Below are 25,765 nucleotides of genomic sequence, written 5' to 3'. Positions count from 1 at the left end.
TGCGCTAGGAGGCCCGCCGCTCCTCCGGCTTCGCTGCGAGCCCCATGGCGACCCAGCCGATCCCTTCGAAAAGCAGATTCACGCCCAGGAACAGGCCCAGCACATAGAGCCCCGAGGTCGGCCATTCGGCGAGAATCAGCACGCCCAGAAGCAGGCTCAGCCCGCCCGCGGCGGCGAGCAGCTCGAAGCGCGCCAGATGGCGCAAGTGGTAGGCGAGCACGAGCTTCATGGCGCCGCAGGCGACGAGCAGCACCCCGACCAGCGCCGTGAAGGAGGCGGCGGCGAAGACGGGGAAGCGCGCGGCCGCGACGCCCGCGAGGAGGGTCAGCGTCCCGATGACGCCGAGGAGCGCCGCCCGTCCCCAGGGGCGAATTTGAGAGGCCGTGACGATCTGCCAGCCGCCCGCCACCACCATGGCCGCGGCGATATAGACGATGGCCACGATGGTGGCGGCGAAGACGTTGAAGAGGGCGACGGCGCCGCCAAGGATGAAAAGCGCGCCGAGCGCGACAAACCAGCCCCATTTGCGGTTGAAATGGGCTGTCGCCAGCGCCGGGGGATGGGTGGTGAACGCGTCGCTCGCCATGGTCAGACCTTCCGCCGCGCAGCCCCGCAACGGGGCGGCGAAAATTGCAAACAAGCAAACGGCCGCCGCTCGAATCGGTTCCCGCGCGCAGAGACCTTCCAGCTTGCCCTCTCGGCCCGAGCGCCTTAACCAGCGCATATGACCATCATCGACCGCCTCGAAGGCGCCAGAGCCGCCATTCGCCGCGCCGCTGAAGACTGCGGACGCGACCCCGCGAGCGTCACGCTCGTCTGCGTGACCAAGACCTTTCCGGCGGAGGACATTCTTCCGCTGCTGGAGGCTGGCCATCGCGTCTTCGGCGAAAACCGCGTTCAGGAGGCCATGGGCAAATGGCCTGAGCTTCGCGCGCAATTCGACGGGGTCGAGCTCCACCTGATCGGCCCGCTCCAGTCGAACAAGACCCGCGAGGCGGTCGAGACCTTCGACGTGATCCAGAGCGTCGACCGCGAGAAGATCGCCGCCGCGCTCGCGGATGAAATGAAGAAGCAGGGCAAGCGCCCGCGCCTCTTCGTGCAGGTCAACACCGGGGCCGAGCCCCAGAAGGCGGGCGTGCTTCCACAGGAGGCCGACGCCTTCATCGCCCTCTGCCGCGAGACATATGGGCTCGAGATTTCCGGCCTGATGTGCGTGCCGCCGGTCGAGGAGCAGGCGTCGCCGCATTTCGCGCTCCTCGCCGACATCGCCGCGCGCAACGGGCTGAAGGAGCTCTCCATGGGCATGAGCTCGGATTTCGAGCTCGCGATTCAGCTTGGCGCGACCTATGTGCGGATCGGCTCCGCGATCATGGGCGCGCGCGACTATTCGGCGGGTTGAGCCCCCGCATCAGCGGACCGCGATGGCGACGTTGCGCGCGAGCCTTGGCAGCAGCCGCGCCATGTCCCGCGCCCGCAGCGCCACGCAACCCGCCGTCGGGCCGAGGTCCGCCGTCGCGATGTGAAAGAAGATCGCGCTGCCGCGACCGCGCGTGCGGGGGAGGACGTTGTAGTCCAAGACGCCGACGACATCGTAGAGCGTGTCGTCGCGCCACATCGCTTCGTGGCTGAGCCGCAAGGGCGCGCGCGTCTTTCGATTGTAAAGAAAGGAGCGCGGATCGTCGCACCAGACATCGTCGCGGCGGATCGGCCGCCAGGGGCGAGGCGTGGGAGCGGCGCGGCGCAAATAGAATGAGGACAGCCGCCAGCGCCCGGCGGGCGTCGCGCCGTCGCCCTCGCGTTTGTCATGCGAGACTCCGGCGCGGCCGATGGCGCAAGGAATGACGACAGGCCCCGCGATCATGCGCGCTTCATGCGGCGCGCCGCCGATTCGCCGGGCGACGCGCAGGGTGGTCAGCCGTGTTGAATGTCGGTAGCCCATCGGCGAAGATCGTCCGAAACTGGTTTCTCGCCCTCTTAGCAGAGATCGCCCTGGTCGATGAGCCGAAAATTATTCGTTGCCGGGAGCCCTCAGCTCGTGGCGAGCCTCGGCGAGCACATCGGTTCGCTTTGCGGCTATGAGCCCCGTGCGTTCGACGTCGCCCGCGATTTGACCATTGAGCCGGACGCCCGCCATGCGGCGGCCGCGCTTCTCGACGTCGATTTCTGCGACGCTCCCGCCGTGGCGCGCAGCTTGCGCGCGCAGGGCTTCATGGGCCCTATCGTCATGATCGGCGCGGCTTCCGATGACGCCGACGCCAGTCTGACGCGCCCCTTCCGCTTCGCCGATCTTGCGGCCAGCCTCGCCGCGGGACCCCGAAGCGGCCGCACTAGCGCGGATTTCGGCGTTCGTCTCACTGAAAAAGAGGCGGCGATCCTCGCACGGCTCGCACAGGCGTGCGGCGCCGTTATCTCCAAGGAGACGCTGCTCGCGGACGTGTGGGGCTATGGCCCGAATGTCACGACGCGAACGCTCGAGACCCACATCCATCGCCTGCGGCGCAAGATCGAGAAAACGCCCTCGCGCCCACGGAAGTTGTTGACAGAAGACGGAGGCTACCGCCTCGCAAACACGCGCGAATAGTTAAAAAACCTTTGCGTTCTATCGCCGCCGGCCGCAAAAATACGACCGAATCGGCGCTTGAAGAACGAAATGACTCTCGACGACGAAATTGACAATCTCAGGCGCATTCCGCTCTTCGCGATCTTCGAGGTCAGCGCCTTGCAGAGGCTCGCTTTCGCGGGCGAGACGCGCCTGCTGCGCTCGGGCGATCCGCTGTTTCAGCGCGGCGACGAGTCGGATGGCGGCTTCATTCTGATGCTGGGCTCGATCGGTCTGACGACGCGGGACGCCCAACTGCCGGCCCATGTGTTGCGGCCATGGGCGCTGATCGGGGAAATGGCGCTCGTCGCCCCGTCCCTGCGCCCCGTCGGCGCGCGGGCGCTGGAGCCGAGTACCGTTTTGAGAATCCGCCGCGCGCTTTTTCTTCAGGTTCTGGAGCAATATCCGCTGACCGCCGCAAGGGTGCGCGATTTTTTCCGCGAACGGCTCGTCGATTTCACGCGCCATGCCGCCTCCGGCTACGAGGCGCGAGACTGAGGCGTGTTTACGCTACGCGCCAAAATGACACAGAAATGCCACTCGACTCGGGAGGATTCCGGTCTAGATTTTGGTTGTCGTTGCGTTGGCTCGGCGGGCAAGGCGCGCCGCGTCGACCGCACCCGCCAACGGGAGGTATTGTTCATGCGTAAAAGCCTTAAGCTGGCGCTTTCCGGCGCGCTTCTCGGCGCCATGGCGGCGACGTCCGCCCCGACGGAAGCTTTCGCCGGCCCGATGGCCGTGGCCGCGCCGTCAACGGTCGGACTCTCCGCCCCGATCGACAAGGTCGGGTACCGCCGCTGGGGCGGCTATGGCTATCGCCCCTATTACCGCGGCGGCTATTATGGCGGCTATTACCGCCGCTATAATCCGGGCGCGGCGATCGTCGCTGGCGTCGGCCTCGGACTGCTCGGGGCTGGCCTCGCGGCGGCGAACAGCGGCTATTACTATGGCGGCTACTACCCTTATTACGATTACGGATATTATCCGTATTACGGTTACGATTATTACAGCTACCCCTACTGGGGCTGGTGAGGCTCTCCGCCAGAAAGACGTTCGGCGGCGCGACAAGGCGCCGCCGTTTTTTTATCCGACCGACTCCATAAATAGACAAATTGGCTCGAAAGGCGCGCAGAGGCAGGAATGATCAAGGAAATCGCCACGACCCCCTATGCGGACCAGCGCCCCGGCACCTCGGGCCTGCGCAAGAAGGTTCCCGTCTTCCAGCAGCGCCATTACCTTGAGAATTTCGTGCAAGCGATCTTCGACTCGCTTACGGGCTTTGCGGGAGAAACGCTCGTCGTCGGCGGCGACGGCCGCTACTATAATCGCGAAGCCATCCAGAAAATTTTGAAGATCGCGGCGGCCAATGGCTTCGGCCGCGCCGTGGTCGGCAGGGGCGGCATATTGTCGACGCCCGCCGTTTCGGCGCTCATCCGCACGCTGAAAGCCTTTGGCGGGGTGGTTCTCTCGGCGAGCCACAATCCGGGGGGCCCCGATGGGGACTTCGGCATCAAATACAACATCGCCAATGGCGGTCCGGCGCCGGAGAAGGTCACGGACGCTATTTACGAACGCACCAGGACGATTTCGTCCTTCAAGATCGTCGAAGCGGCGGACGTCGACATCGACGGTCTCGGGACGACGCAGCTGGGCGGGATGCGGGTCGAGATCGTCGACAGCGTCGAAAACTACGCCGCCCTGATGCGGACGCTCTTCGACTTCGACCGTATAAGAGAGGCCTTCCGCAGCGGTTTCACCATGCAGTTCGACGCCATGTCGGCGGTGACGGGCCCCTATGCGAAGAGGATACTGGAAGACATGCTCGGCGCGGCGCCGGGCAGCGTCATCAACGGCGAGCCTCTGCCCGATTTCGGCGGCCATCACCCCGACCCCAATCTCGTGCACGCCAAACATCTCTACGATCTCGCCATGTCGGCCGCCGCGCCTGACCTCTGCGCGGCGTCGGACGGCGACGGCGACCGCAATCTCATCATCGGGCGCGGGCGCTTCGTCACCCCTTCCGACAGTCTCGCCATTCTCGCCGCCAACGCCCATCTCGCGCCGGGCTACCGGAACGGCATCGCGGGCGTCGCCCGCTCCATGCCGACGAGCGGCGCGGCGGATCGCGTGGCGGAAAAGCTGGGCGTCGCCAGTTACGAGACGCCGACCGGCTGGAAATTCTTCGGCAATCTCCTCGACGCCGGCCTCGTCACCATCTGCGGCGAGGAAAGCGCCGGCACCGGCTCGAACCATGTGCGCGAGAAGGATGGCCTCTGGGCCGTGCTGCTGTGGCTCGATATTCTCGCCGCGCGCAAACAGAGCGTGGACGAGATCGTGCGCGAGCATTGGGCGATCTATGGCCGCAATTATTATTCGCGACACGATTACGAGGAGGTCGACAGCGACGGCGCCCATGGGCTGATCGCGGCGCTGCGCGACAAATTGCCGGCGTTGAGGGGAAAAAGCTTCGGCGCGCTCGCCGTGCAGGACGCCGACGATTTCGCCTATCACGACCCGGTCGACGGGTCCGATTCGCGCCATCAGGGCCTGCGCGTGATGTTTGCGGATGGCTCGCGCATCGTCTATCGCCTCTCCGGCACCGGCACGGCAGGCGCGACGCTGCGCGTCTATATCGAACGCTACGAGCCCGATCCGGCGAAGCAGCTCGTGGAGACCCAGCAGGCGCTCGGCGATCTCGTCTCGCTCTCGCGCGAACTGGCGGACATCGAGCGATACACCGGCCGCGCGGCGCCGAGCGTGATCACCTGATTCACGCCTCGCCTCCCGTGGTCTATAAGAGCGGCCACAGGGGGCGAAGATGAACGAAGCGGCAGCCGTCACGCAGTGGGTCGAGCACGAATCGCGCGCGGCGATTCTCGCCGAGCTTCATGCCCGGCCCTTTCTGCCGCTCGAGGTTCCCCGGCGCATCTATCACTTCGCCTTCGCCACGAGTCACGAGGAGGCGGACGCCGATCGCGCCGCCCTCGGGCGGCTCGCGTCGGCTCATGGAGAGGAGCCGCCGGCGCCCGACGCCAAATTCCACTACTTCGCCTTTGGCGACTGGCGTCTGCGCTGGGAGCAGCATACGGAATTCACGACCTACACCTGGGCGACCGGAGAGGAGGCGGCGACGCCCTTCAGCCATCCCGATCCGGCAGCGGCAGGCGAGATTTCCTTCCGCCCGCCGGGGCGCCTCATCGTCGCGACGCATCTTTGCGTCGTCGACCGAGAGATCCCGCTCGAGGAGATTGCCGCGCTTTTCAATTCGCAAAGCCTGTGCGTCATCGGGCTCGGCAAGGAGGCGGCTCATGCCTTCGCCGATTTCGCCCTCGACGCGCAGGGCTTCACCCGCATGGCGATCCGGCTACTGCATGCGCCGCCGATGGAGGCGGGGCGCTTCGCGCAGCGGCTTCTGGAAGTCGAGACCTACCGCACCATGGCGCTGCTTGGCCTGCCGCTCGCCCGCGCCATTTCGCCCGATCTCGCGCGGATGGAAGAGGAGCTTTCCGACATCACCCACGCCCTCCGGGGGGCGCAGGATTCGCAAGGCAATCATCATTTGCTCAAGCGGCTCTCCGATCTGCTCGCCGCCAATGAGGCCCTCGCGACGCGCGCCGCCTTCCGCTTCGGCGCAAGCCGCGCCTATCACGCGCTGGTGAAGAACCGGCTCGATCTCCTGCAGGAGACGAAGGAGGGGCAATATCCCACCGTCTCCAATTTCCTGAGCGCCCGCCTCGATCCGGCGATCGAGACCTGCAACGCCGTGGAGGCGCGGCAGACCCGCTTCTCGACCGACGTGGCGCGCACCACCAATCTCATGCGCACGGGCATCACGCTCGACATGGAGCGCCAGAACGGCGCGCTGCTCGACGACATGGTGCGCCGCACGCGCTTGCAGATGCGGCTGAACCGCATGGTTCAGGGCATCTCGGTCGCGGGCCTCGCCTATTATCTCGTGGGCCTCTTCGCCTTCGTCGCCAGGGGGCTGAAAGAGGCGGGGATCATTCCGGCGGCGATGTCGGCGGACATGGCCGACTCCATCGCCGTGCCTTTCGCGGTCCTGCTGTCATGGGCCTTCATGGCCCGCGTGCGCCGCCTCTCGACCCGCGCCGCCAAGGAAGAGCAGGTCGAGTGATTATTCGACGTCGAGCGGCGCGACGCCCTTCGGCGCGCCATTCTCGCCCAGCGTGATCTTCTCGACGCGCGCCTCGGCCTCCGCAAGGAGCTTCTCGCAGCGGTCCTGCAGAGCCTTGCCCCGCGCATAGAGGCGCACGGAATCGTCGAGCGAAACGGAGCCTTTCTCCAGTTCGGCGACGATGCGCTCCAGCTCCTGCATGGCCTTCTCGAACGGCATGGCGGAGAGGTCTTCGGCGGCGGCGGCGTTCTCGTTCGTCATAAGCGGCTTTCTAGCCCAGCCGCGCGCCAATGGCTATTGCCGGGGGTCAATGATCGGCGGGCTCCGCATGGCCGACGATGCGCAGGATTTCGGGGAACCGCTCACGCACGCGGCGCTCCAGCTCGTCCACGGCGGCATGGACGGTCTCGACCGGAACGGCCGCATCGACGGCGCAGTGATAATTCACCACGAGGCCGCCGGCCGTCTCCCGCACCCGCACGTCGTGTATATTGGCGATGTAGCCGACGACGCCGCTGTAGCTGTCGAGGGCCGCCGCAATGTCTCCGGCGAGCGGCGAGGCGAGGTCGCGCCCGATGAGGACATGGGGCGCGAGCGGCTCGATATGGGTCTCGATTTCGACGTCCGCGCCGAACTCGTCGCGGATGGCGCTTTCGAAATCCGTGGCGATGGCGTGGGCGCGGCCGATGGGCATGGCGCCGTCGAGTTCGATGTCGAGGCCGATGGCGAGCCGCTCGCCGATCTGCTGGGCGATGACGTGATGCGCCATCAAGTGGCGGCGCGCCGCGACGAGCATGATGCGCTCCACGACCGTCTCGTCGTCGAGCGCCAGCGCATCGGCCGTCACGGTGATGCGGGCATGGGGCGCGACCGCGAGGATGGCGTCGGAAACCGCCGCCTTGATCCGCGCGGCCTGCTCCACCCGCAGCGTGCGGGCGACGGCGATCGTCGCCTCGCCGATCACCTCCGCGCCGGCGCTGCGCAGCCGCAGCGTGTCGAGCGCCATCACGCCGGGCACGTCGAGAATCGCCCGCTCGATCTGCGGCGTGAGGTCGCGCGGGGCGGCGTCGAGCAGCGTGTCGATGGTGCGCCGGCCGAGGCGATAGCCGGCGACCGCGATGAAGGCCGCGACGCCGAAGGAGGCGAGCGCATCCCCTTGAGGAAAACCGTAATGCGCCGCGGTCACCCCGATCAGTGCGAGGATCGAGGAGACGAGATCGCTGGCGAAATGGATCGCGTCGGCGGCGAGCGCGTCGCTGCGCTCCTCCTTTGCAATGGCGGCGAGCTGCCGGGAGCGGACGAAATCGACGAGGATGGAAACCAGGAGCACGCCATAGGCCGGCCAGCCGGCCAGAATTTCCACATGAGGCTCGCCAAGCCGTCGGATGGCCTCGCCCACGACGATCAGCGCCAGGCCGAAGAGGAGACCGGTCTCGACAAGCGCGGCGAGCGCCTCATATTTTCCATGGCCATAGTGATGTTCGGCGTCTGCCGGCTTCTCGGCCTCGCGCACGGCGTAATAAGTGAGGGCCGTCGCGCCGGTGTCGACGAAGCCGTGGCCCGCCTCGGAGAGGAGCGCGAGCGACCCCGACCATAGGCCCGCCGCGAGCTTGGCGGCCGCCAGGAGGGCGCTGGCGGCGATGGAGGCGCGGGCGGCGGCGAGCTTGCGGCTGGCTCCGGCGGCGTCGAGCGCTCTGGTTTCGGTCATGCTGGCCCTCTATAGGCGCAAAGGTCGACGGGGCGCTGCCTAGCAAGACCGCCGCCCGGCGGCAAACGGCTGAAGCCGACGATCGGCTCATTCGATGGGAGTTGTGAGGGATGAAATTTCTGCATTCGATGATCCGCGTGGGCGATCTCGACCGTTCGCTGCATTTTTTCTGCGACATTCTGGGACTGAAGGAAGTGCGACGCACCGAGAATGATAAGGGCCGCTATACGCTCGTCTATCTTGCGGCGCCCGCTGATCTGGATGAGGCCAGACGAAGCGGCGCGCCGACGATCGAGCTGACCTATAACTGGGACGAGCACGAATATGGGGGCGGCCGCAATTTCGGCCATCTGGCGTTCGCGGTGGAGGACATTTACGAGATTTGCGAAAGGCTTCAGAAAGCAGGCGTGACCATTTCCCGCCCGCCGCGCGACGGCCACATGGCCTTTGTGCGCACGCCGGACGCCATTTCCATCGAACTGCTGCAAAAAGGCGAGCCGCTGCCTCCCAAGGAGCCCTGGGCCTCGGCCGCCAATGTGGGCGCCTGGTGAGGCTCAGGGACGCTGCGCCGCACAAGCTTCGCTGACTGGTCTGCTTTTCGCATGCGCAGCGACGAATTTTTACCTTCCGCATGAAACTTCGGCGCAAGTGGCGCGTTGCGTTCATACGGAGGCGCTGCATGGGCGCGTAGCGTCTCCTCGTCGTACAACTTGTCGCTGCTCGTCGTACCCCGGTCACAGTGGGAGCGTAGAGCGGTTATGCGTCGCGAACCATGAGTTTGCCAACGAAGCTCTTGGCTCGACCGATGCGCCCGGCCTCTTTTCGAGGCCAGGTTTTTCCAAGGTGGACGGCTCGATGCACTGGCGCGCGGGCTGTTCGGCTTTTCATCGAAGCGCGCGAGAAGCGCGCCAATGAAGAGGGCAAAAGAGGCTGAAACAAGTAAGAGAAGCGGAGGACACCATGCTGGTTGCGGATCTCATTCATTCCTGCTCCAACGAGATGGTCGCCCAGGCTGCGCTTTCGTGCATCGGCGGCCGTTTCGCCGAGCGCGTGCGCGTCGCCGCGCATCAGAAGGGCATGGGTGTGGGGAGATTCGTCGCCGCGGTTGTACGTGAGTTTGCGCGCCGGGCGGATGATGGCGTTCGCGATGCGCTGCGGGAGAGGATAACGGGCGACGACCAGCCTTTGCTCATGGGCCTGCGCGCGGTGCTCGAACCGGCGCTCGAGGACGGAGCGCTCTTCTTGGATGACGACGTCGTTCTCGGCCGGCCCCTGCCGATCGAATTGAGCTGCCTGGGCCTGCATCAATATCAGTAAAAAACACTCCGGCTTTACGCATCGAAAGCGGCGCCGTCGGGCGTCGCTTTCTTGATTCAAGGGCCTATATCTACCGGCAGCGAAGCTTTCGAGCGCCGGTCGAGCGACGGCTCCCGCCGGTTTTCGCCGAGCGAGGTAGCGGGGATGGGCCATTTTCTCGAGCAGGCGCAGATCGCCTCGGTTCTCTCGGCCTATGGCTATTGGGCGATTTTCGCCGTCGTGGCGCTCGAAAGCTCCGGCCTGCCGCTTCCAGGCGAGACCATGCTCGTCGGCGCGTCCATCTACGCCAGGCTCTCGGGCGCGCTGTCGATCGACGCCATCGTTCTGGCGGCCGCTGGCGGCGCGATCGTCGGCGATAATATCGGCTACTGGATCGGCCGCGAGTTCGGCTATCGCTTCCTCGAACGGCATGGTTGGCGCGTGGGAATCGGCGCCAGCAAGCTGCGACTTGGCCAATATCTTTTCTACAAATGGGGCGGCGCCATCGTCTTCTTCGGCCGCTTCGTCGCGCTGCTGCGCATTCTCGCGGCGCTGCTTGCAGGCGCCAATCGTCTGCCGGCGGGGCGCTTCTTCCTCTTCAACGCCGCGGGCGGCGTCGTCTGGGCGATGGTCTTCGGCTTTGGCGCCTATTACCTCACGGCGGGCTTCGAGAAGGTGCACGGCCCCCTCGCGACGCTTGGCGTCCTGTGCGCCATTGGCGGCGGCTTCATGCTGTGGCGCTATTACAAGGCGAACGAGGCGCGGCTGATGCGCGAGGCGGACGACATGCTCTCCCAGCGCGGCGGCGGCTCTAGCTGAAACGAGGACCGAGCCGGGCGGCCGCCAGCGCCCGGGACAGGTTTTTGGCGAGTTCCGCTTTCTGATCCGGCCCCAGAAAACTGCCGACCTCGACCGCCTCGCCGCGAAAGACCAGCGCCACGCTCTGCGTCCCGAATTCCTCGTGCACTTTCTGTTCGAGACGCACCCATGAGGGATTGAATCGCCATTCTCGCCGCCGCCCGCCGGCGCCGACCTTTGCGAAGACGAGTTCCAGCGGCGTCAGGTCGAGCGTCTCATAAGCGCGCGCGTCGCGGAAGCTGACGCGGAAGGCGACAAAGAGGGCAAGCGCGTCGAGCCCCATGAAGCCCGCGACCGGCCAGGCGCCCATGAAAAGAAAGGGGATGGCGAAGACGCCCTGCGCGACGCAAAAGACCACGATCAGCAAGTAGAAACCGCCGGGGGTCAAGGATCGGTGCGGCGTCAGGCGCGTCTGAAAGATGGGTTCGTCAAAAGGATCCGACATGGGCGAGCAGCGTCTTTCGTCCCTCCGAACGTAAAGATATAACGCGCCGATGGCAGGAAGAAACAGCGCAGGCTCGAAGAGCGCGGCGAGAGGGCGCAAGCGCGCCGCGGAGGCCGCACGCATCGAAGCGATCTTCGCCCGCCTCGCCGAGGCCAATCCCGAGCCGAAGGGCGAACTCCATTACACGAATCCCTTCACCCTCCTCGTCGCCGTCGTGCTCTCGGCGCAGGCGACGGACGCCGGGGTGAACAAGGCGACGCCTGCCCTCTTCGCTCTGGCCGATACGCCCGAGAAAATGGTCGCGCTCGGCGAGGAGCGGGTTCGCGAGGCGATCAAGACCATCGGCCTCTTTCGCACCAAGGCGAAGAATGTCGTGGCGCTGTCGCAGATGCTGATCGAGCGGCACGGCGGAAGAGTGCCTCGAACGCGCGAGGAGCTGATCGCCCTGCCCGGCGTCGGCCGCAAGACGGCGAATGTGGTGCTCAACATTGCATTCCATCAGCCGACCATCGCGGTGGACACGCATATCTTCCGGGTGTCCAACCGCCTGCCGATCGCGAAGGGCGCGACGCCGGAAGCGGTCGAAGCGGGACTCGAGGCGGTCGTGCCGGAAAAATACCTGCTGCACGCGCACCACTGGCTCATTCTGCACGGGCGTTATGTGTGCAAGGCCAGGAAGCCGGAATGCGCGCGGTGCATTCTCTATGAGTTGTGCACGTTCAAGCAGAAGACGGCTTGAAAAGGCGGATCGAGAAGCGCCCATGCGCCGCAGAGGTGGCGCCCCCGCCCCTATCCCGCTCCCTCCAGGAGCCGCATCGCCGCCGCGCGCGCTTCGTCGGTGATCGCTGCGCCTGAGAGCATGCGCGCGATCTCCTCGCGCCGTTCGGCCTCGGCCAGAACGGCGACGCGCGTCGCCACGCGCTTTTCCTTGCCCTTCGCCGGGGCGCCCTTGCTGATGCGCAAATGCCGGCTCGCGCGGGCGGCGACCTGCGGCGCGTGAGTGACGGCGAGAACTTGCGCGCGTAAGGCGAGCCGTGCGAGGCGCTGGCCGATGGCGTGCGCCACCGCGCCGCCGACGCCCGTGTCGATCTCATCGAAGACGAGCGTGGGCGCCGAGCCGCGATCCGCGAGCACGACCTTCAGGGCCAGCATGAAACGCGCGAGCTCGCCCCCGGATGCGACCTTGGTCAGCGGACCCGGACGCGAGCCCGGATTGGTCTGCACCCAGAATTCGACGCGGTCGATCCCCTCCGGCCCGGGATTCTCGGGGTCGCTCGTGATCTGCGTCGAGAAATGCGCGCCCTCGAGCTTGAGGGGCGCGAGCTCCGCGTCGACGAGGGCGTCGAGCGTCTTCGCCGCCTTTCGGCGCGCGGCGGAGAGCGCGCTCGCCGACTCGTCATAGTCGGCCTTGGCCGCCTCGAGCCCCTTGCCGAGCGCGACGAGCCGCGCCTCGGAGGCGTCGAGCGCCGCGAGGTCGTCTGCAAATTTAGCCGCAAGACGCGGCAGCTCCGGCACGGGAACCTGATATTTGCGCGCGGCCCCGCGCAGGGCGAAAAGCCGCTCCTCGACGCGCTCCAGTTCGGCCTGATCGAAACGCGTCTCGGCGAGGGCCTGCTCCAGCGCCTGTTCGGCGAGGCCGAGCGCGTCGACCGCCTGCGCCAAAGCGCGGGCCGGCGGCTCCAGAATCGTGGGCGCCTGCGTCAGGCGGCGTTCGAGCCGGCGCGCGGTTTGCGCGATCTCGGCCGCCGGGCCGCGCTCGTCGGCGAAAGCGGCGAGCGCGTCGCGAATGTCGGTCGCAACCTTTTCGGCGCGCTGCATGAACAGGCGCCGCTCGGCCAGCGCCTCCTCCTCGCCCTCCTGCGGGCCGAGCTTCGTCAGCTCCTCATGGGCGTGGCGGAGATAATCAGCCTCGGCCCGCGCCCTGGCGATGCGCGCCTCCTCCTCGGCGAGCAGGCGGCGCGCCGCCTGCCAGGCGCCATGCCTCGCGCGCGTCTCCCCCGCCTGCCCGGAAAGGCCGCCATGCGCATCGACCAGCGCGCGATGGGCGTTCGGATCGACGAGCGCGCGGTCGTCGTGCTGGCAGTGAATTTCGACGAGTTCGCCCCCGATGGCGCGCAGCGCCTGCGCCGTCGCCGGCTGATCATTGACGAAGCCGCGGGTGCGCCCGTCGGCCGCCTGCACCCGGCGCAGCACAAGTTCGTCCTCGGAGGAGAGGCCAAATTCGCGCGCCGCGAGATGGGCGGGATGATCGGGTGCCAGATCGAAGACCGCCGTCACCTGCCCCTGCTCGCAGCCCGCGCGCACGAGCGAGGCGTCGCCGCGCCCGCCGAGCGCGAGCATGAAGGCGTCGAGCAGGATCGACTTGCCCGCGCCCGTCTCGCCGGTGAGCGTCGTCAGCCCCGGCCCGAAGTCGAGATCGAGCGCATCGATCAGCACGATGTCGCGTATGGACAGACGGACCAGCATGACGCTCTACTTTAGTCGGCCGGCCGTCGCGGGGCGCGGCGCGGCGGCCATTATTCTGTGGACGGCAAAGGCGATTCGCCGCTTCGCGGGGAGGTTGGCATGGCCGATGACGAAATCAACCGTGTTCGCGCGCTCCTCGCCGCCAGGCCGCGCCCGGTCGGCTGGGCGGAGCGGCGCGCGCGGATCGAGGACGTCGGCGCCCATTGGCCGGTCGCGTCCGATATCGCCCTGACGCCCGTAACAATCGGCGGGCTCGCGGCCGAATGGTCGCTCGCGCCGGGCGCCGATCCGTCCCGGGTCCTGCTGTTCTTCCATGGCGGCGGCTATTGCTCGGGTTCGATCGTGAGCCATCGCCGCATGGTCACGGAAGCGGGCCGCGCCGCCGGGGCGCGCACCCTCGCGGTCGCCTATCGGCTGGCGCCAGAGCATCCCTTCCCCGCCGCGCACGACGACGCCTTCGCCGCCTGGCGTTTTCTGGAGGCGCAGGGACTTTCCGCGAAACACGTCGCCCTTGGCGGCGATAGCGCCGGCGGCGGACTTTGCGTGGCGCTGGCGATGCGGCAGCGCGATGGCGGCGCCGCGACGCCGGCCTGTCTGTGGCTCTCGTCGCCCTGGACGGATCTCACCCTATCGGGCGAGACGCTCGCAACAAAAGACGCCGTCGATCCGCTGATCCACAAGCCTTATCTCGAGGAGCTTGCGAGCGCCTATGCTGCGGGCGCCGACCGCAAGGATCCGAGGCTCTCGCCGCTCTTCGCCGATCTGGCGGAGCTGCCGCCCCTGCTCATACAGGTCGGAGCGGCGGAGACGCTTCTCTCGGATTCGACGCGCTTCGCCGAGGCGGCGGGCGCCGCGAATGTGGCGGTCACGCTGGAAATCTGGCCGCATATGATTCACGCCTGGCAGATGTGGAACGCCGGCCTTGCGGACGGCCGGCGCGCGCTGGCGCAGGCGGGCCGCTTCCTGCGAGCGCATCTCGCCCCGTAAGACCTCAGATGGCGTGCAGCGTCTTGCCGATCTTTGAGAGCCAGGAATCGGTATATTCGTGCGGCGCCAGCCCGTCGCTCTTCAGCAGCTCGACAGCGTCCTTGTACCACTGCGAATCCGGGAAATTGTGCCCTAGAATCGCGGCCGCGGTCTGCGCCTCATTGGTGACGCCCATGGCGAGATAGGCTTCGGTGAGGCGATAGAGCGCCTCCTCCGTATGTCGGGTGGTCTGGAATTTGGACAGAACCTCGTGGAACCGGTTGATGGCCGCGGGATAGTTCTTGCGCGTGAGATAGAAGCGGCCGACCTGCATTTCCTTGGCGGCGAGCTGGTCGCGGGCGACGCCCATCTTGTAACGCGCGTCGGCGACATATTCCGACTTCGGATATTTGGTGACGAGCTCCTGGAAGATCGAAAGCGCCTTTTCCGCAGACGACTGGTCGCGCATCACGTCCGGCACCTGATTATAATAGGACATGCCGGCGATGTAATAAACGTAAGGCGTATCGGCCGAGTTCGGATAGAGCCCGATGTAGCGCTGCGCAGACTGCACCGCATCGTCATAGGCGGGCTTTTCGAACTGGGCGTGGATCGTCATGAGCAGGCCTTTGCGCGCCCATTCGGATGACGGATAGGTCTTCTCGAGCTCGGAGAATCTCTTCGCGGCGCCCTCGTAATCCTTTGCTTTCAGCTTGGCGAGGCCCTGGTTGTAGAGTGTGTCGGCCGGAACGTCGGGCGTGACTTCCATCTTGTATTTTTCGCCGCCGCCGAGAAGCCCGAAGCCGCTGGTGATCGAATCCATCAGATCGGCGCGGGCGGGCGCAGCGGAGAAGGCCAGGGCGGCTGCGACGAGCAAAGCGGACGAGCGGAAGGAAGCGTTGGAAAGCGACATATCAAGTGCCCCTTGCGGCAATGAGCAGCAGCCCCCGACGCTGCCGCGCGACGTTTTAGCCTAATCCGCCGCGCCCCGCCACTCGCGGCGCCGGCGGCCGGCCCGCGTCATCGCGGCGCTGGCTGCGCGTTGCGACGGAGAGTGATCTGCGAGAAGGAAGGATTTTCTTCTGGCGAGATTATGGCGAGGGCTGAAGCATGGGCCGCTCGCTGGCCTCTGCGGCCTCCGCGCGCGCCAGCGCGCCCGCCTGCATCGCCGCCTCGAGCAGCGCCATATTGAGCCCGTGTCCGCCCCTGAAGGAGCGAAAAGCGCCGACGATCGGGGCGCCGGCCAGGGCGAGGTCGCCCACCACGTCGAGCATCTTGTGGCGCAGGCATTCGTCGGCGTAGCGCAATCCTTGCGGATTCAACACAGTCTCGCCATCGAGCACCACGGTATTTTCCAGAGTGGCGCCGAGCGCGAGCCCCGCCCGCCACAAACGCTCCGCGTCGCGCAGGAAGCCGAAGCTGCGGGCGCGCGCGAGTTCGGCGCGAAAGCTCTGGGGCGTCAGCGCCAGTCTGCGCCGCTGGCGGCCGATCGGCCCCTCGAAGGCGATCTCCACGTCGAGACTCAGGCCGCGCGCGGCCGGCATCAAGGCCGCCCAGGCGGCGCCCTGCGAGACCCGCACGGGCTTGACGACGCGCAGGCAGGCGCGCGGCGCGGCGAGCGCGACGACGCCCGCCTCGTCGATCGCCTCGACGAAAGCCTGAGCCGATCCGTCCATGGCCGGAACTTCGTCGCCTTCGACCAGAACGAGCGCATTGTCGAGGCCGAGTCCGGCGAGCGCGGCGAGAAGATGCTCGACGGTCGAGACGCTCGCCTCGCCGGACGAGAGGCGCGTGCGCATCTGCGTGGCGTCGACCCCACGCCAGTCGGCGCGCAACTCGGCTCCGCCGACGCTGAACGCCACGCCCGAATTTGCGGCGGCGGGAAGAAGCGTCACCCTGGCTGGCCGGTCGCCATGCACGCCCCGGCCCGAGAGAACCGCGGGTCTGGCAAGCGTGGTCTGCGCCGCGCGCGCGAAAAGGCTCGAAACCGATGAGGGTCGGGACTTCGGGCGAATGAGAAAAATCCTCCCCCGTGAGGCTTGGCCGACGATCCGGATTTACCGCGAAGATTAGCGCAATCGGGCCGCCGGGCTCCAGTAACGCTTTCTTACAGTTTATTACAGACCGGGAAGCCCCGCCAAAAACAAAGGCCCGCGCAAAGCGGGCCCTTGTCGAGGCGGGCGCCTGATGGTCAGTGGCTCGACTGCCGGCGCAGGAAGGCCGGGATTTCGAGATGGTCGTCCTCGGCAGGGCGCGGCTGCGCCGGACGGCGGCCATGCGGGTCGAGCGCGGCGTGCGCCGGCTGCGGCGCGCCGGCCGGACGCTTGCCATATTCCGACACCGTCGAGGGCTGCTGCGCCGGGGCGCGCGGCGGCGCCGGGGGCTGATGCTGCGGCGCAGGGGCGCCCGGCATCCCGTCCTCCTGACGGCTCGCGCCGAAGGAGGCGAGGCGCTCGAAGATCGACTTACGGCGCGGGTCGTGGACCGCCTCGCCGCGATGCTGGCGCATCTGATCCTGAACCGGCTTGGGGAAGTCCTCGATCGACGGCATGCGCGGCGTGCGCGGCATTTCCGGCGGCGGCGGCACATAGCCCGTCGGCGCGGGCTCGGCCATCATGCGCTGCGCCGGCTCCTGCATGCGCGGGTCGCCATAGGTCGGGCGGGCGCCGACCGGCTCGAGATAGACGCCGTTGGTCGTCATCTGGGGCGGCGCGGCCGGCGCCGGCTCGGCGTAATAGGACGCCGGCGCCGGCTCGCGCATTTCCGGCTGATAGGCCGGCGCAGGCGCGCGCTCGGGCATGGCGTAGACCTGCGCCGAGGTTTCGACGACCGGGATGGCCGAGGGCTGCGGCTTCGCCTGCTGCTGCAGCTGGGCGCGCATGCGCTCGGCCGCCTCCGCCATACGGGCCGCGCTCGTCGGATCGTCGGCGGTGATCGCGGCGAGATCGATGCCGGTGGCGACGACCGAGACGCGCACGACGCCCTCGAGCGCCGAGTCGAAGGTGGCGCCGAGGATGATGTTGGCGTCCTCGTCCACTTCCTGACGGATGCGGCTCGCCGCCTCGTCGACTTCATAGAGCGTGAGGTCGTGGCCGCCGGTGATCGAGATCAGCAGGCCGCGCGCGCCCTTCATGGACACTTCGTCGAGCAGCGGATTGGCGATCGCCGCCTCGGCGGCGAGATTGGCGCGGCGCTCGCCCGTGGCTTCGCCCGTGCCCATCATGGCCTTGCCCATGCCGCGCATGATCGAACGCACGTCGGCGAAATCGAGATTGATGAGGCCCTCTTTCACCATGAGATCGGTGACGGAGGCGACGCCCGAGTAAAGCACCTGATCCGCCATGGCGAAGGCGTCCGCGAAGGTCGTCTTTTCGGTCGCGATGCGGAACAGGTTCTGGTTCGGGATGACGATCAGCGTGTCGACGCATTTCTGGAGTTCGCAAATGCCGGACTCGGCAATGCGCAGGCGGCGCTGGCCTTCGAAATGGAAGGGCTTGGTGACGACGCCGACGGTGAGGATGCCCATCTCGCGTGCGATCTGGGCGATCACCGGCGCCGCGCCCGTGCCCGTGCCGCCGCCCATGCCGGCGGTGACGAAGCACATATGCGCGCCCTGGAGCTGCTCGCGAATTTCCTCGCGCGCCTCCTCGGCGGCGGCGCGGCCGACTTCCGGCTGCGCGCCGGCGCCGAGACCCTCGGTCACCTGCAGGCCCATCTGGATGACGCGCTCGGCCGGCGACGAGGCCAGCGCCTGCGCGTCCGTGTTGGCGACGAGGAAGTCGACGCCAGAAAGACCGGACGAGATCATGTTGTTGACGGCGTTGCAGCCGCCGCCGCCGACGCCGCACACCATGATGCGGGGCTTCAATTCCCTCAATTCGGGCGCTTTGAGATTAATCGTCATTTGCCAGGCCTCTCGGAATTTACACAGCTCTTCGGCGTCGGTTGTTCCAATCCTTGGACGCCCCGTCGCCGAACGCTTCGTCCTCGGTTATTTGTTCGAGGCCCGGCGTTTCAGGCCGGATTGCCTCAATGGGGAGAATCACTTGGCCGCGATTCTAGAAGCTTTCCTTTAACCATCTACCCACTCGCCTCATGTAGCCGTCCGTTCCCGTCGCCGTTCGCTCGGCGCGGTGGGGCTCGAAATATTCGCGCGCCGCGACTTGCGGAAAGACGAGCAGTCCCGCCGCCGCCGCAAAGGCGGGCGAGCGCGCGGGATCGGGAAGACCTTCGACGCCGATCGGGCGTCCGACGCGGACCTGGCCGCCGAGAATGCGGCGCGCAGACTCCGCCGCGCCGGTGAGTTGGCTGGCGCCGCCGGTGAGAACGATGCGGCGGCTCGGGCCGGACGGATGACCAGCGCGCGCCAGACGGTCGCGAAGAAATTCTAAAGTCTCCTCGATGCGCGGGCGGATGATTCGCACGAGGTGGGACTTTGGCGCGTGAGCCTTGTGGTGGCCGTGCTCCCCGACGTGTACGAAAGAGACCGTCTCTCGCTCGTCCGAGGTCGAGGAAATGGCGGAGCCATGAAACGTCTTGAGGCGCTCCGCGTCGGCGAGCCGCGCGTCGAGGCCGCGGGCGATGTCCATGGTGACATGATTGCCGCCGAGCGTCACGGCGTCGAGATGCGTCATCTCGCCATGCGCGAAGACCGCGAGCGAGGTCGAGCCCGCGCCCATGTCGACGACGATGACGCCCATTTCGGCTTCGTCCGGCTCGAGCACCGAGAGGCCGGCGACATAAGGCGCGGCGGCCATGCCGGCGACGCCGAGGTGGCCGCGCTCGACCGCGAGAAGAAGATTGCGCGCCGCGGCGTGATCGCAGGTCGCCACATGCAGATCGACGCCGAGTTCCTCGCCGATCATCGCCTTGGGCTCGCGTATGCCGTCGACGCCGTCGAGCGAGAAGCCAGTGGGCAGCGAATGCACGGCGACCCGGCCGCGATGCAGATGATGCGCCGCCGAGGCCTCCAGCACGCGGTGAATATCGGCCGCCGCCACCTCACGCCCGCCGATAGCGCGCTTAGCGGTGAAATGCTCGGAGGCCAGCCGCCCGCCGGAGGCGGTGACGATGACGCGGTCGATCTGGACGCCGGCCATGCGCTCGGCGGCGTCGACCGTCTGGCGAATGGCGCGCTCCGCCTCGTCCATGTCGATGACGAGGCCGTTCTTGACGCCGAGCGACCGCTGATGGCCGATGCCCAGCACGCGGACCCGATGGGTGCGCCAGTCGCCGGGCGCAGTCTGACTCGCCGGCGTGAGGCGGGCGATCAGGCAGGCGATCTTCGACGTGCCGACGTCGAGCGCGGCGAACGTCGCAGAGCGACGCGACGCGAGGGGCTTCAAACGCGGCAATACGAGTTGGGGCTTCATAACGCTAACCACCCGTCTTCTTGGATTTGTGCGGAAGCGCCGCCTCACGCGCGGCGGCGGCCTCCTCGGTCAGGCGCACGGCGACGCGATCAGGCGCGCGCAGGTCAATCGACATCACATCCTTCTCGAGAATTCTCGCCTCGCGCTGGAGGCGCAGCAGAGTTCCCACGGCGCGCGCGGGATTTTCCTCCGGCAGCTTGATCAGCATGCCGTTGGTCATGTCGAGGTCCCAGCGGCGGCCGGACACCAGCACGCCGGCCTTCACGCGCTGCGCCAGATCGCCGAGACCGGCCATCAGTTGCAGGAATTCCGGCAGCCGCTTCTGCGCGCCCTCGCCGACGACGAACGGCAGGCCGAGGTATCTTTCGTCGCGCAGTTCGTCGATGGCGACGCCGTCGTCCGCGACGACCGTGATCCGGCCGTCCTGCTGCCAGAGCGCATGCGGCCGACGCTCCTCGATCGCGATGACGAGTCGATTGGGATAGAGCTTCATCACCCGCGCCGATTTCACAAGCGGGATCGCCATCAGCCGCTCGCGTACCTCGGCGGCGTCCATGAAAGGCAGCGAGTTGCGGGCGTCGACGCCCCCGGCCCGGAGCAACTCCTTCTCGGTCAGCCGCGACTGGCCGGTGATGGTCACCCCCGCAATATCGAAGCCGATGGCGCGGGCGGCGATGTCCCAGGGCTGGCCCTCGCGCGCGACGAGCGCGTCATAGCCGCCGTTCTGCACCATGCCGGCGAAGCCGACGCCGCCAAAAAGCAGGGCGAGGCCGAAAAGGCCGACGCCGGGCCGCCCCAGAAAGGCGAAGCGGTCGAGAACAGGCAGGTCCGCCGCGCGGCGGCGTGGAACGGCGCGGGGAGGAACGGCGTTGGCGGCGGACGCGGCGGCGGGAATGGGGCCGCCGGCGACGGCGGCCTGGGGCTCGGCGGCAGGAAAATGAACGAGCGGAAGGGCAGTCGTCTGCCCTAACGATCGCAGGATGCGTCTTCCACCATCCATTTGACGAGCTCGCCGAACGAAAAACCTGCAAAAACCGCCATTTCTGGCACGAGCGAGGTCTCCGTCATCCCCGGCTGCGTGTTGACCTCCAATACGACGAGTTCCCCCGTGCCTTCGGGGCGGTCGTCGTATCGGAAGTCGGCGCGGCTGACGCCGCGACAGCCGAGAGCTCTGTGAGCCTCGATCGCTAAATGTTGGACCTCTTGGTAAATTTTCTCTTTAAGATTTGCCGGAAGAAGGTGTTTCGAGCCGCCTTTCGCGTATTTTGCGTGGAAGTCGTACCAGCCGCCGTCGGCGGCGAGGATCTCGATCACGTCCAGGGCGCGATCGCCCATCACGGCGCAGGTGAGTTCGCGGCCGTCCACGAACTGCTCGGCGAGCATCAGATCCCCGTGCTCCCAGTCCGCGGCGGCGAGCTCCGCGGGCAGCGGCGCGCTGTCGTCCCGAATGATGAAGACGCCGAAGGAAGAGCCTTCCGAGACCGGCTTGAGCACATAGGGCGCCGGCAGCGCATGGGCCCGCGCGGCGTCGAGCCGATGCACGACGCGACCTCTCGGGACCGGGACGCCCGCCGCCGACATCACGAGCTTGGCCACGTCCTTCTTCATCGCCATGGAGGAGGCGAGCACGCCGGAATGGGTGTAGGGAATGCGCAGGAGCTCCAGCACGCCCTGGATGCAGCCATCCTCGCCATATTTGCCGTGCAGCGCGTTGAAGGCCACGTCCGGCTTCAGCTCGCCCAGAACGCTCGCGGCGTCGCGCCCCACGTCCACCGACGTGACCCGATAGCCCTGCTCCGCCAGCGCCTTCGCGCAGGCCGCGCCGGAGCGCAGGGAAATCTCGCGTTCGGCGGAGAGTCCGCCCATCAGAACGGCGACGTGTTTGGTCATGAGGCTCTCGTTGAATCAGAAAGTGACAGGGGCGTCCCCAGGACGGCCGGCGGCGCTTTGCCGCAGGCGGGGCGAGCGCGCTCGCCTGCGCGAATCTCTTTGGCCAGAGGCTACGTTGCGGCGCCTGGGGGCGCAACGCCGTCAGGGGGCCTTCCGGGTCCAGATCTCGACCTCTTCCACCTGCCCCGTCTTTTCATAGCCATCGAGCGCATGCGTTGTCTCGGGCTGCGCCAGCGTCCATTCGCGCGTCGCCCTGTCCTCGACGATGATCGCATCCGGCCGCCCGGCGCGGACATCCTCGGCGAAGCCCGCGAGATCACGTCGCCGGTAGCCCTCGAGCCGGGCGCGCCAGGCCGGGTCCTTTGCGCCCGGCAGAAGATAGCCGGCAAGGCTCGCCAGCCAGAGCGCATTGGGGCGACCGACCCATGTTCCGCCGAGCTGGCGCGTGACAGGATGGCCAAAGGAAAGTTCGCGGGCGAGGGCAATGAGACGCGGATGCGCCGGCGCCACGCGGGCGATCCCGGCGTCGAGACCCGGATGCTCCTCGAAATCCCCCAGCATCGCGCCCGCTCCGAACATGGCCGGGGCGGAGAGGAAGAGCGGCAGGAAGACGAATTTGAACAGCCGGCCGTCTCGGGCCGCGCGGGCGCGCGGATGCGGGTCGAGCGCGAAGAAGCACCAGGCGAGGAGCGCGAGCGCGAGCCCCGGATAGGCGTGATTCATCCAGCCTTTCCCTTGCAGGAGAAAGGCTGCGAGAAAGCCGAGCGACGCGAAGGCGCAGACGCGCGCGGCCGCCGGCGCCACGAAGCCCGGCGCCGCCGGCGGATGCGCGAAGCCCTGCGCCGACGCTGCGGCGAGCGCGACGAGAAGGGCGACGTTGAAGGGCGCCAGACTCAGCGCGAGCCTGGCCCAACTCTCCCGAGCCGGCTGATAAACGTCCGCGATCAGGGGCAGCGCATCCCGCGCATAGGCCGGGAAGAAGACGAGCGTGAGGGCGCCATAGAGCAGGACGAGCGCGGCGGCGGCCGCCGTCTCTCCGGAGAGCAACAGGCGCGGCGAACGCTCCCTTGCGGCCAGCGCCAGCGCCGGCAGCAATATGGCGAGCGCGAAAAACGGCTTGAAACAGACGGCCAGACCGCCCCCGAGACCGGCGAGGAGGCGCAGCGGCATGGGCGCCCGCCCGCCCTCGGCGCGCGCCGCGAGCATCGCCAGCAGGGGCATGAGCGCCAACAGCGCCATATGTTCCCGCTCTGCGAAGACATGCGCGGGCGCCACGAGCAACAGGAAGACCGACGCATTGAGCAGGAGCCCCCGATCCTCGCGCGAGCGCGGGGCGCCATAACGGACGATCGCGGCGGCGCTGAACGTGAGAGACAGGAAGCCGGCGAAAAAGACGAGCGCGGCGACGACGGGCTCGACGGCGAGACCGAGCGCCCGCGCCAGCCTCACGGCCGGCGCCAGAACCAGAAAGGCCGCCGGCGGGTTGGGGTCCGTCACGTCGACATAGGGAACGGCCCCGTCGACGACCTTCTCGGCGAAGGTGATGAACCAGGAAACGTCGCAGTCGATATGGCCCGCGGCCTGTAACGCAATCGCCGCCGCGATGAGCAGAAGCGTCGTCAAGGGGCTGGCGAGAAAGGCCGCGACGCGTGGCGTCTCGCGAGAGAGGGGCAGGCTGCGGGACGTCAGGAAGCTCATTCTCTAGGGAATCCCGATGCGTTTGATTTCCCAGTGCAGATCGACGCCGTTCGTCTCCCTGACGCGGCGGCGGACGGTCTCGCCCAGGGTCTCGATGTCGGCGGCGGTCGCCTGCCCGCGATTGATGAGAAAATTGCAATGCATCTCGCTGACCTGCGCGTCGCCGACGACGAGCCCGCGGCACCCGGCCGCGTCGATCAGCTGCCAGGCCTTGTGGCCTTCCGGATTCTTGAAGGTCGAGCCGCCGGTCTTTTCCCTGATCGGCTGCGAGGCTTCGCGCGCCTGGGTGATGCGGTCCATTTCGGCGAGAATGGCCTGCGGATCGCCGGGCCGCCCCTGAAAGAGCGCCTGCGTGAAGATCACGTCCTCGGGCGCGGCGCAGTGCCGGTAGCTATAGCCCATGTCGGCGTTGGCGAAGATGCGGATATTGCCCTCGCGGTCGACGCCGCGCGCTTCGATGAGCGCATCCTTCGTCTCGCCGCCATGCGCGCCCGCGTTCATGCGCAGCGCGCCGCCGATCGCGCCGGGAATGCCGCGATAAAAGGCGAGGCCGTCTATCCCCGCCTCGGCCGCCGCCCGGGCCGCCTTCACATCCGGCGCGGCGGCGCCGACGCGCAGCCGGCATCCGTCCTCGACGGCAATCTCGCCGAAGCCCTTCGCCGACAGGCGGATGACGACGCCCGCGACGCCGCCGTCACGCACGATGAGATTGGAGCCGAGGCCGATGACGACGACCGGAATCTCCTTGGGCAGCCGCGCGAGGAAATAAGCGAGATCGGCTTCGTCTGCGGGCATGAAGAAAAGCTGCGCCGGCCCGCCGACGCGAAACCAGGTGTAGGGCGCAAGCGGCTCGTTGGCGGAGAGCTTGCCGCGAAGCTCCGGCATGCGCGCGGCGATGTCCGCGCCGAGATCGGGGAAGGTCATGACGCGCCGCCCGAGGCAAGCTGCTCCGGCAGCGCATAGGCCCATTGCGTGATATTGCCGGCGCCCAGGCAAACGACGTAATCGCCCGGCGCCACGATCTCGCGCACCATGGCCGGCAGCACTTCCGGCGACGGCAGACCCATGGCGCGGCGATGGCCATGGGCGCGGATGGCGTTCACCAGCGCGTCGCGGTCGACGCCGGGAATGGGCTGCTCGCCCGCCGCATAGACATCGGCGACGATCACCACGTCGGCGTCGTTGAAGGAGGTCGCGAAGGAATCAAAGAGCGATTGCAGGCGCGTGAAGCGATGCGGCTGCATCACCGCCACGACCTTGCCTTTCGTCGAGGCCCGCGCGGCGCGCAGCACCGCGGCGATCTCCACCGGATGATGGCCGTAATCGTCGAAGATTTGCACGCCGTTCCACTCGCCCGTGCGGGTGAAGCGGCGCTTGACGCCGCCAAAGCCCGCGAGCGCCTTGCGGATCTGATCGGGCGAGAGGCCCAGCTGATAGGCGACCGCCACCGCCGCCGTGGCGTTCAGCGCATTGTGATGGCCGGGCATGGGCAGCAGCAGATTTTCCAGATAGGTCGCCTGCGCCGTCTTGCGGTCGCGCAGCAGAATGTTGAAGCGCGAGACCCCGCCTTCGAGATCGACGTCGAGCAGCCGCACGTCGGCCTGCGGATTTTCGCCATAGGTGATGACGCGGCGGTCCTCGATCTTGCCGACGAGCTCCTGCACCGTCGGATGATCGAGGCACATGACCGCAAAGCCGTAGAAGGGAATATTCTCGATAAAGGCGCGGAAGGCGTCCTTGATCGCGTCGAACGTATGGAAGTGATCGAGATGCTCGGGATCGATATTGGTGACGATCGCGACATCGGCCGGAAGCTTGAGGAAGGTGCCGTCGCTTTCGTCGGCCTCGACCACCATCCACTCGCCGGCGCCCAGTCGCGCATTGGTGCCGTACGCGTTGATGATGCCGCCGTTGATGACCGTCGGATCAAGCCCCCCGGCGTCGAGCAGGGTCGCGACGAGCGAGGTCGTCGTCGTCTTGCCATGCGTGCCGGCGATGGCGACGCACTGCTTGAGGCGCATCAGCTCGGCGAGCATTTCAGCGCGGCGCACCACGGGCAGGCGCTTTTCGCGCGCCGCCGCGAGCTCGGGATTGTCGCGCTTGATCGCCGTCGAGACCACGACCACCGCGGCGTCGCCGAGATTTTTCGCGTCATGGCCGACAAAGACGGTCGCGCCCTTTTCCGACAGGCGCTTCACATTGGCGTTTTCGGTCGCGTCGGAGCCCTGCACCTTGTAGCCGAGATTGAGCAGCACCTCGGCGATGCCGGACATGCCGATGCCGCCGATGCCGACAAAGTGAATGGGGCCGAGATCGCGCGGCAGTTTCATGA

General features: G+C 67.3%; 26 protein-coding genes. 10 read left to right on the top strand and 16 right to left on the bottom strand.

What is annotated here, in order from left to right:
* Positions 1–4: 4 nt before the first annotated feature.
* Complete coding sequence (locus WOC76_RS07330; protein WP_341107949.1) at positions 5–586, bottom strand: HdeD family acid-resistance protein; 582 nt, start codon at positions 584–586, stop codon at positions 5–7.
* Positions 587–724: 138 nt separating this feature from the next.
* Between WOC76_RS07330 and WOC76_RS07325 the strand changes: the two genes are divergently transcribed.
* Positions 725–1,399 (top strand): YggS family pyridoxal phosphate-dependent enzyme, encoded by a 675-nt coding sequence (locus WOC76_RS07325; protein ID WP_341107950.1) that lies wholly within the window; start codon positions 725–727, stop codon positions 1,397–1,399.
* Positions 1,400–1,408: 9 nt separating this feature from the next.
* Here the strand turns inward: WOC76_RS07325 and WOC76_RS07320 are convergent, their stop codons facing one another.
* Positions 1,409–1,939 (bottom strand): L,D-transpeptidase family protein, encoded by a 531-nt coding sequence (locus WOC76_RS07320; RefSeq protein WP_341387815.1) that lies wholly within the window; start codon positions 1,937–1,939, stop codon positions 1,409–1,411.
* A 96-nt stretch (positions 1,940–2,035) separates the two neighbouring features.
* On the opposite strand from WOC76_RS07320, the gene WOC76_RS07315 reads away from it, so the two are divergent.
* From WOC76_RS07315 to WOC76_RS07295, 5 genes are all read left to right on the top strand, one after another.
* Complete coding sequence (locus tag WOC76_RS07315) at positions 2,036–2,581, top strand: winged helix-turn-helix domain-containing protein (RefSeq protein WP_341107954.1); 546 nt, start codon at positions 2,036–2,038, stop codon at positions 2,579–2,581.
* A gap of 69 nt (positions 2,582–2,650) precedes the next feature.
* Positions 2,651–3,097: a cyclic nucleotide-binding domain-containing protein gene (locus WOC76_RS07310; protein ID WP_341107955.1), complete on the top strand. Its 447-nt coding sequence runs from the start codon at positions 2,651–2,653 to the stop codon at positions 3,095–3,097.
* A gap of 144 nt (positions 3,098–3,241) precedes the next feature.
* Positions 3,242–3,631 (top strand): hypothetical protein, encoded by a 390-nt coding sequence (locus WOC76_RS07305; RefSeq protein ID WP_341107957.1) that lies wholly within the window; start codon positions 3,242–3,244, stop codon positions 3,629–3,631.
* 108 nt (positions 3,632–3,739) lie between these two features.
* On the top strand, positions 3,740–5,368 hold the full coding sequence (locus WOC76_RS07300) for an alpha-D-glucose phosphate-specific phosphoglucomutase (protein WP_341387812.1): 1,629 nt from the start codon (positions 3,740–3,742) through the stop codon (positions 5,366–5,368).
* A gap of 49 nt (positions 5,369–5,417) precedes the next feature.
* Positions 5,418–6,734, top strand: coding sequence for a DUF3422 family protein (locus tag WOC76_RS07295; RefSeq protein ID WP_341107959.1), 1,317 nt, complete (start codon positions 5,418–5,420; stop codon positions 6,732–6,734).
* On the opposite strand, the gene WOC76_RS07290 is transcribed toward WOC76_RS07295, so the two are convergent.
* Complete coding sequence (locus WOC76_RS07290; protein ID WP_341107961.1) at positions 6,735–6,995, bottom strand: exodeoxyribonuclease VII small subunit; 261 nt, start codon at positions 6,993–6,995, stop codon at positions 6,735–6,737.
* 46 nt (positions 6,996–7,041) lie between these two features.
* Positions 7,042–8,442 (bottom strand): cation diffusion facilitator family transporter, encoded by a 1,401-nt coding sequence (locus WOC76_RS07285; RefSeq protein WP_341107962.1) that lies wholly within the window; start codon positions 8,440–8,442, stop codon positions 7,042–7,044.
* 110 nt (positions 8,443–8,552) lie between these two features.
* Here WOC76_RS07285 and WOC76_RS07280 point away from each other — a divergent pair, with 110 nt between their 5' ends.
* Entirely contained in the window at positions 8,553–8,993 is a 441-nt protein-coding gene (locus WOC76_RS07280) for a VOC family protein (protein WP_341107965.1), read from the top strand.
* Between the two features lie 205 nt (positions 8,994–9,198).
* On the opposite strand, the gene WOC76_RS07275 is transcribed toward WOC76_RS07280, so the two are convergent.
* Positions 9,199–9,819 (bottom strand): hypothetical protein, encoded by a 621-nt coding sequence (locus tag WOC76_RS07275; protein ID WP_341431347.1) that lies wholly within the window; start codon positions 9,817–9,819, stop codon positions 9,199–9,201.
* 84 nt (positions 9,820–9,903) lie between these two features.
* Between WOC76_RS07275 and WOC76_RS07270 the strand changes: the two genes are divergently transcribed.
* The gene (locus WOC76_RS07270) at positions 9,904–10,557 is read left to right on the top strand and encodes a DedA family protein (RefSeq protein ID WP_341107968.1); all 654 of its coding nucleotides are present in this window, start codon (positions 9,904–9,906) and stop codon (positions 10,555–10,557) included.
* On the opposite strand, the gene WOC76_RS07265 is transcribed toward WOC76_RS07270, so the two are convergent.
* Positions 10,550–11,041 carry a DUF2244 domain-containing protein gene (locus WOC76_RS07265; RefSeq protein ID WP_341107969.1) on the bottom strand — a complete coding sequence of 164 codons (492 nt, stop codon included), beginning with the start codon at positions 11,039–11,041 and terminating at the stop codon, positions 10,550–10,552. The two genes, WOC76_RS07270 and WOC76_RS07265, sit on opposite strands and share 8 nt — an antisense overlap.
* 49 nt (positions 11,042–11,090) lie before the next feature.
* On the opposite strand from WOC76_RS07265, the gene nth reads away from it, so the two are divergent.
* A complete protein-coding gene (gene nth / locus WOC76_RS07260) occupies positions 11,091–11,780 on the top strand; it encodes an endonuclease III (protein ID WP_341107970.1) in 690 nt (229 codons plus the stop codon).
* A gap of 50 nt (positions 11,781–11,830) precedes the next feature.
* Here the strand turns inward: nth and recN are convergent, their stop codons facing one another.
* Positions 11,831–13,507 carry a DNA repair protein RecN gene (gene recN / locus WOC76_RS07255; protein WP_341107972.1) on the bottom strand — a complete coding sequence of 559 codons (1,677 nt, stop codon included), beginning with the start codon at positions 13,505–13,507 and terminating at the stop codon, positions 11,831–11,833.
* 99 nt (positions 13,508–13,606) lie between these two features.
* Here recN and WOC76_RS07250 point away from each other — a divergent pair, with 99 nt between their 5' ends.
* Entirely contained in the window at positions 13,607–14,494 is an 888-nt protein-coding gene (locus WOC76_RS07250; RefSeq protein ID WP_341107974.1) for an alpha/beta hydrolase, read from the top strand.
* 4 nt (positions 14,495–14,498) lie between these two features.
* Here WOC76_RS07250 and WOC76_RS07245 read toward each other — a convergent pair whose 3' ends face one another.
* From WOC76_RS07245 to murC, 9 genes are all read right to left on the bottom strand, one after another.
* Positions 14,499–15,386 carry an outer membrane protein assembly factor BamD gene (locus tag WOC76_RS07245; protein WP_341431346.1) on the bottom strand — a complete coding sequence of 296 codons (888 nt, stop codon included), beginning with the start codon at positions 15,384–15,386 and terminating at the stop codon, positions 14,499–14,501.
* Positions 15,387–15,564: 178 nt separating this feature from the next.
* Positions 15,565–16,488, bottom strand: a complete 924-nt coding sequence (gene lpxC / locus WOC76_RS07240; RefSeq protein ID WP_341389795.1) for a UDP-3-O-acyl-N-acetylglucosamine deacetylase — start codon at positions 16,486–16,488, stop codon at positions 15,565–15,567.
* Positions 16,489–16,664: 176 nt separating this feature from the next.
* On the bottom strand, positions 16,665–18,377 hold the full coding sequence (gene ftsZ, locus WOC76_RS07235; protein WP_341107977.1) for a cell division protein FtsZ: 1,713 nt from the start codon (positions 18,375–18,377) through the stop codon (positions 16,665–16,667).
* Positions 18,378–18,531: 154 nt separating this feature from the next.
* On the bottom strand, positions 18,532–19,845 hold the full coding sequence (gene ftsA / locus WOC76_RS07230; RefSeq protein ID WP_341431551.1) for a cell division protein FtsA: 1,314 nt from the start codon (positions 19,843–19,845) through the stop codon (positions 18,532–18,534).
* Positions 19,846–19,849: 4 nt separating this feature from the next.
* The gene (locus WOC76_RS07225; protein ID WP_341107979.1) at positions 19,850–20,845 is read right to left on the bottom strand and encodes a cell division protein FtsQ/DivIB; all 996 of its coding nucleotides are present in this window, start codon (positions 20,843–20,845) and stop codon (positions 19,850–19,852) included.
* The gene (locus WOC76_RS07220; RefSeq protein ID WP_341107982.1) at positions 20,812–21,735 is read right to left on the bottom strand and encodes a D-alanine--D-alanine ligase; all 924 of its coding nucleotides are present in this window, start codon (positions 21,733–21,735) and stop codon (positions 20,812–20,814) included. Before WOC76_RS07220 ends, WOC76_RS07225 begins: the two co-directional genes overlap by 34 nt.
* A gap of 141 nt (positions 21,736–21,876) precedes the next feature.
* Complete coding sequence (locus WOC76_RS07215) at positions 21,877–23,433, bottom strand: hypothetical protein (protein ID WP_341387804.1); 1,557 nt, start codon at positions 23,431–23,433, stop codon at positions 21,877–21,879.
* Between the two features lie 3 nt (positions 23,434–23,436).
* Positions 23,437–24,357, bottom strand: coding sequence for a UDP-N-acetylmuramate dehydrogenase (gene murB / locus WOC76_RS07210; protein WP_341107984.1), 921 nt, complete (start codon positions 24,355–24,357; stop codon positions 23,437–23,439).
* Positions 24,354–25,763, bottom strand: a complete 1,410-nt coding sequence (murC, locus tag WOC76_RS07205) for a UDP-N-acetylmuramate--L-alanine ligase (RefSeq protein WP_341107985.1) — start codon at positions 25,761–25,763, stop codon at positions 24,354–24,356. Before murC ends, murB begins: the two co-directional genes overlap by 4 nt.
* Positions 25,764–25,765 lie beyond the last annotated feature (2 nt).

Origin of the sequence: Methylocystis sp. IM3 (assembly GCF_038070105.1) — a bacterium.
GTDB lineage: Bacteria > Pseudomonadota > Alphaproteobacteria > Rhizobiales > Beijerinckiaceae > Methylocystis.
The sequence above is the reverse complement of the archived record's forward strand: the minus strand, read 5'-3'. Positions and strand labels throughout refer to the sequence as shown.

Bases quoted from the DNA above. Each gene is read 5' to 3' on its own strand.
- WOC76_RS07220 (WP_341107982.1), bottom strand. From the start codon at position 21,735: ATGACCAAACACGTCGCCGTTCTGATGGGCGGACTCTCCGCCGAACGC.
- WOC76_RS07225 (WP_341107979.1), bottom strand. From the start codon at position 20,845: ATGGATGGTGGAAGACGCATCCTGCGATCGTTAGGGCAGACGACTGCC.
- WOC76_RS07310 (WP_341107955.1), top strand. From the start codon at position 2,651: ATGACTCTCGACGACGAAATTGACAATCTCAGGCGCATTCCGCTCTTC.
- WOC76_RS07280 (WP_341107965.1), top strand. From the start codon at position 8,553: ATGAAATTTCTGCATTCGATGATCCGCGTGGGCGATCTCGACCGTTCG.
- WOC76_RS07295 (WP_341107959.1), top strand. From the start codon at position 5,418: ATGAACGAAGCGGCAGCCGTCACGCAGTGGGTCGAGCACGAATCGCGC.
- WOC76_RS07300 (WP_341387812.1), top strand. From the start codon at position 3,740: ATGATCAAGGAAATCGCCACGACCCCCTATGCGGACCAGCGCCCCGGC.
- WOC76_RS07215 (WP_341387804.1), bottom strand. From the start codon at position 23,433: ATGAGCTTCCTGACGTCCCGCAGCCTGCCCCTCTCTCGCGAGACGCCA.
- murC (WP_341107985.1), bottom strand. From the start codon at position 25,763: ATGAAACTGCCGCGCGATCTCGGCCCCATTCACTTTGTCGGCATCGGC.
- ftsZ (WP_341107977.1), bottom strand. From the start codon at position 18,377: ATGACGATTAATCTCAAAGCGCCCGAATTGAGGGAATTGAAGCCCCGC.
- WOC76_RS07285 (WP_341107962.1), bottom strand. From the start codon at position 8,442: ATGACCGAAACCAGAGCGCTCGACGCCGCCGGAGCCAGCCGCAAGCTC.
- WOC76_RS07325 (WP_341107950.1), top strand. From the start codon at position 725: ATGACCATCATCGACCGCCTCGAAGGCGCCAGAGCCGCCATTCGCCGC.
- WOC76_RS07265 (WP_341107969.1), bottom strand. From the start codon at position 11,041: ATGTCGGATCCTTTTGACGAACCCATCTTTCAGACGCGCCTGACGCCG.
- WOC76_RS07245 (WP_341431346.1), bottom strand. From the start codon at position 15,386: ATGTCGCTTTCCAACGCTTCCTTCCGCTCGTCCGCTTTGCTCGTCGCA.
- WOC76_RS07320 (WP_341387815.1), bottom strand. From the start codon at position 1,939: ATGGGCTACCGACATTCAACACGGCTGACCACCCTGCGCGTCGCCCGG.
- murB (WP_341107984.1), bottom strand. From the start codon at position 24,357: ATGACCTTCCCCGATCTCGGCGCGGACATCGCCGCGCGCATGCCGGAG.
- WOC76_RS07270 (WP_341107968.1), top strand. From the start codon at position 9,904: ATGGGCCATTTTCTCGAGCAGGCGCAGATCGCCTCGGTTCTCTCGGCC.
- WOC76_RS07290 (WP_341107961.1), bottom strand. From the start codon at position 6,995: ATGACGAACGAGAACGCCGCCGCCGCCGAAGACCTCTCCGCCATGCCG.
- WOC76_RS07250 (WP_341107974.1), top strand. From the start codon at position 13,607: ATGGCCGATGACGAAATCAACCGTGTTCGCGCGCTCCTCGCCGCCAGG.
- WOC76_RS07330 (WP_341107949.1), bottom strand. From the start codon at position 586: ATGGCGAGCGACGCGTTCACCACCCATCCCCCGGCGCTGGCGACAGCC.
- WOC76_RS07305 (WP_341107957.1), top strand. From the start codon at position 3,242: ATGCGTAAAAGCCTTAAGCTGGCGCTTTCCGGCGCGCTTCTCGGCGCC.
- ftsA (WP_341431551.1), bottom strand. From the start codon at position 19,845: ATGAAGCCCCAACTCGTATTGCCGCGTTTGAAGCCCCTCGCGTCGCGT.
- recN (WP_341107972.1), bottom strand. From the start codon at position 13,507: ATGCTGGTCCGTCTGTCCATACGCGACATCGTGCTGATCGATGCGCTC.
- nth (WP_341107970.1), top strand. From the start codon at position 11,091: ATGGCAGGAAGAAACAGCGCAGGCTCGAAGAGCGCGGCGAGAGGGCGC.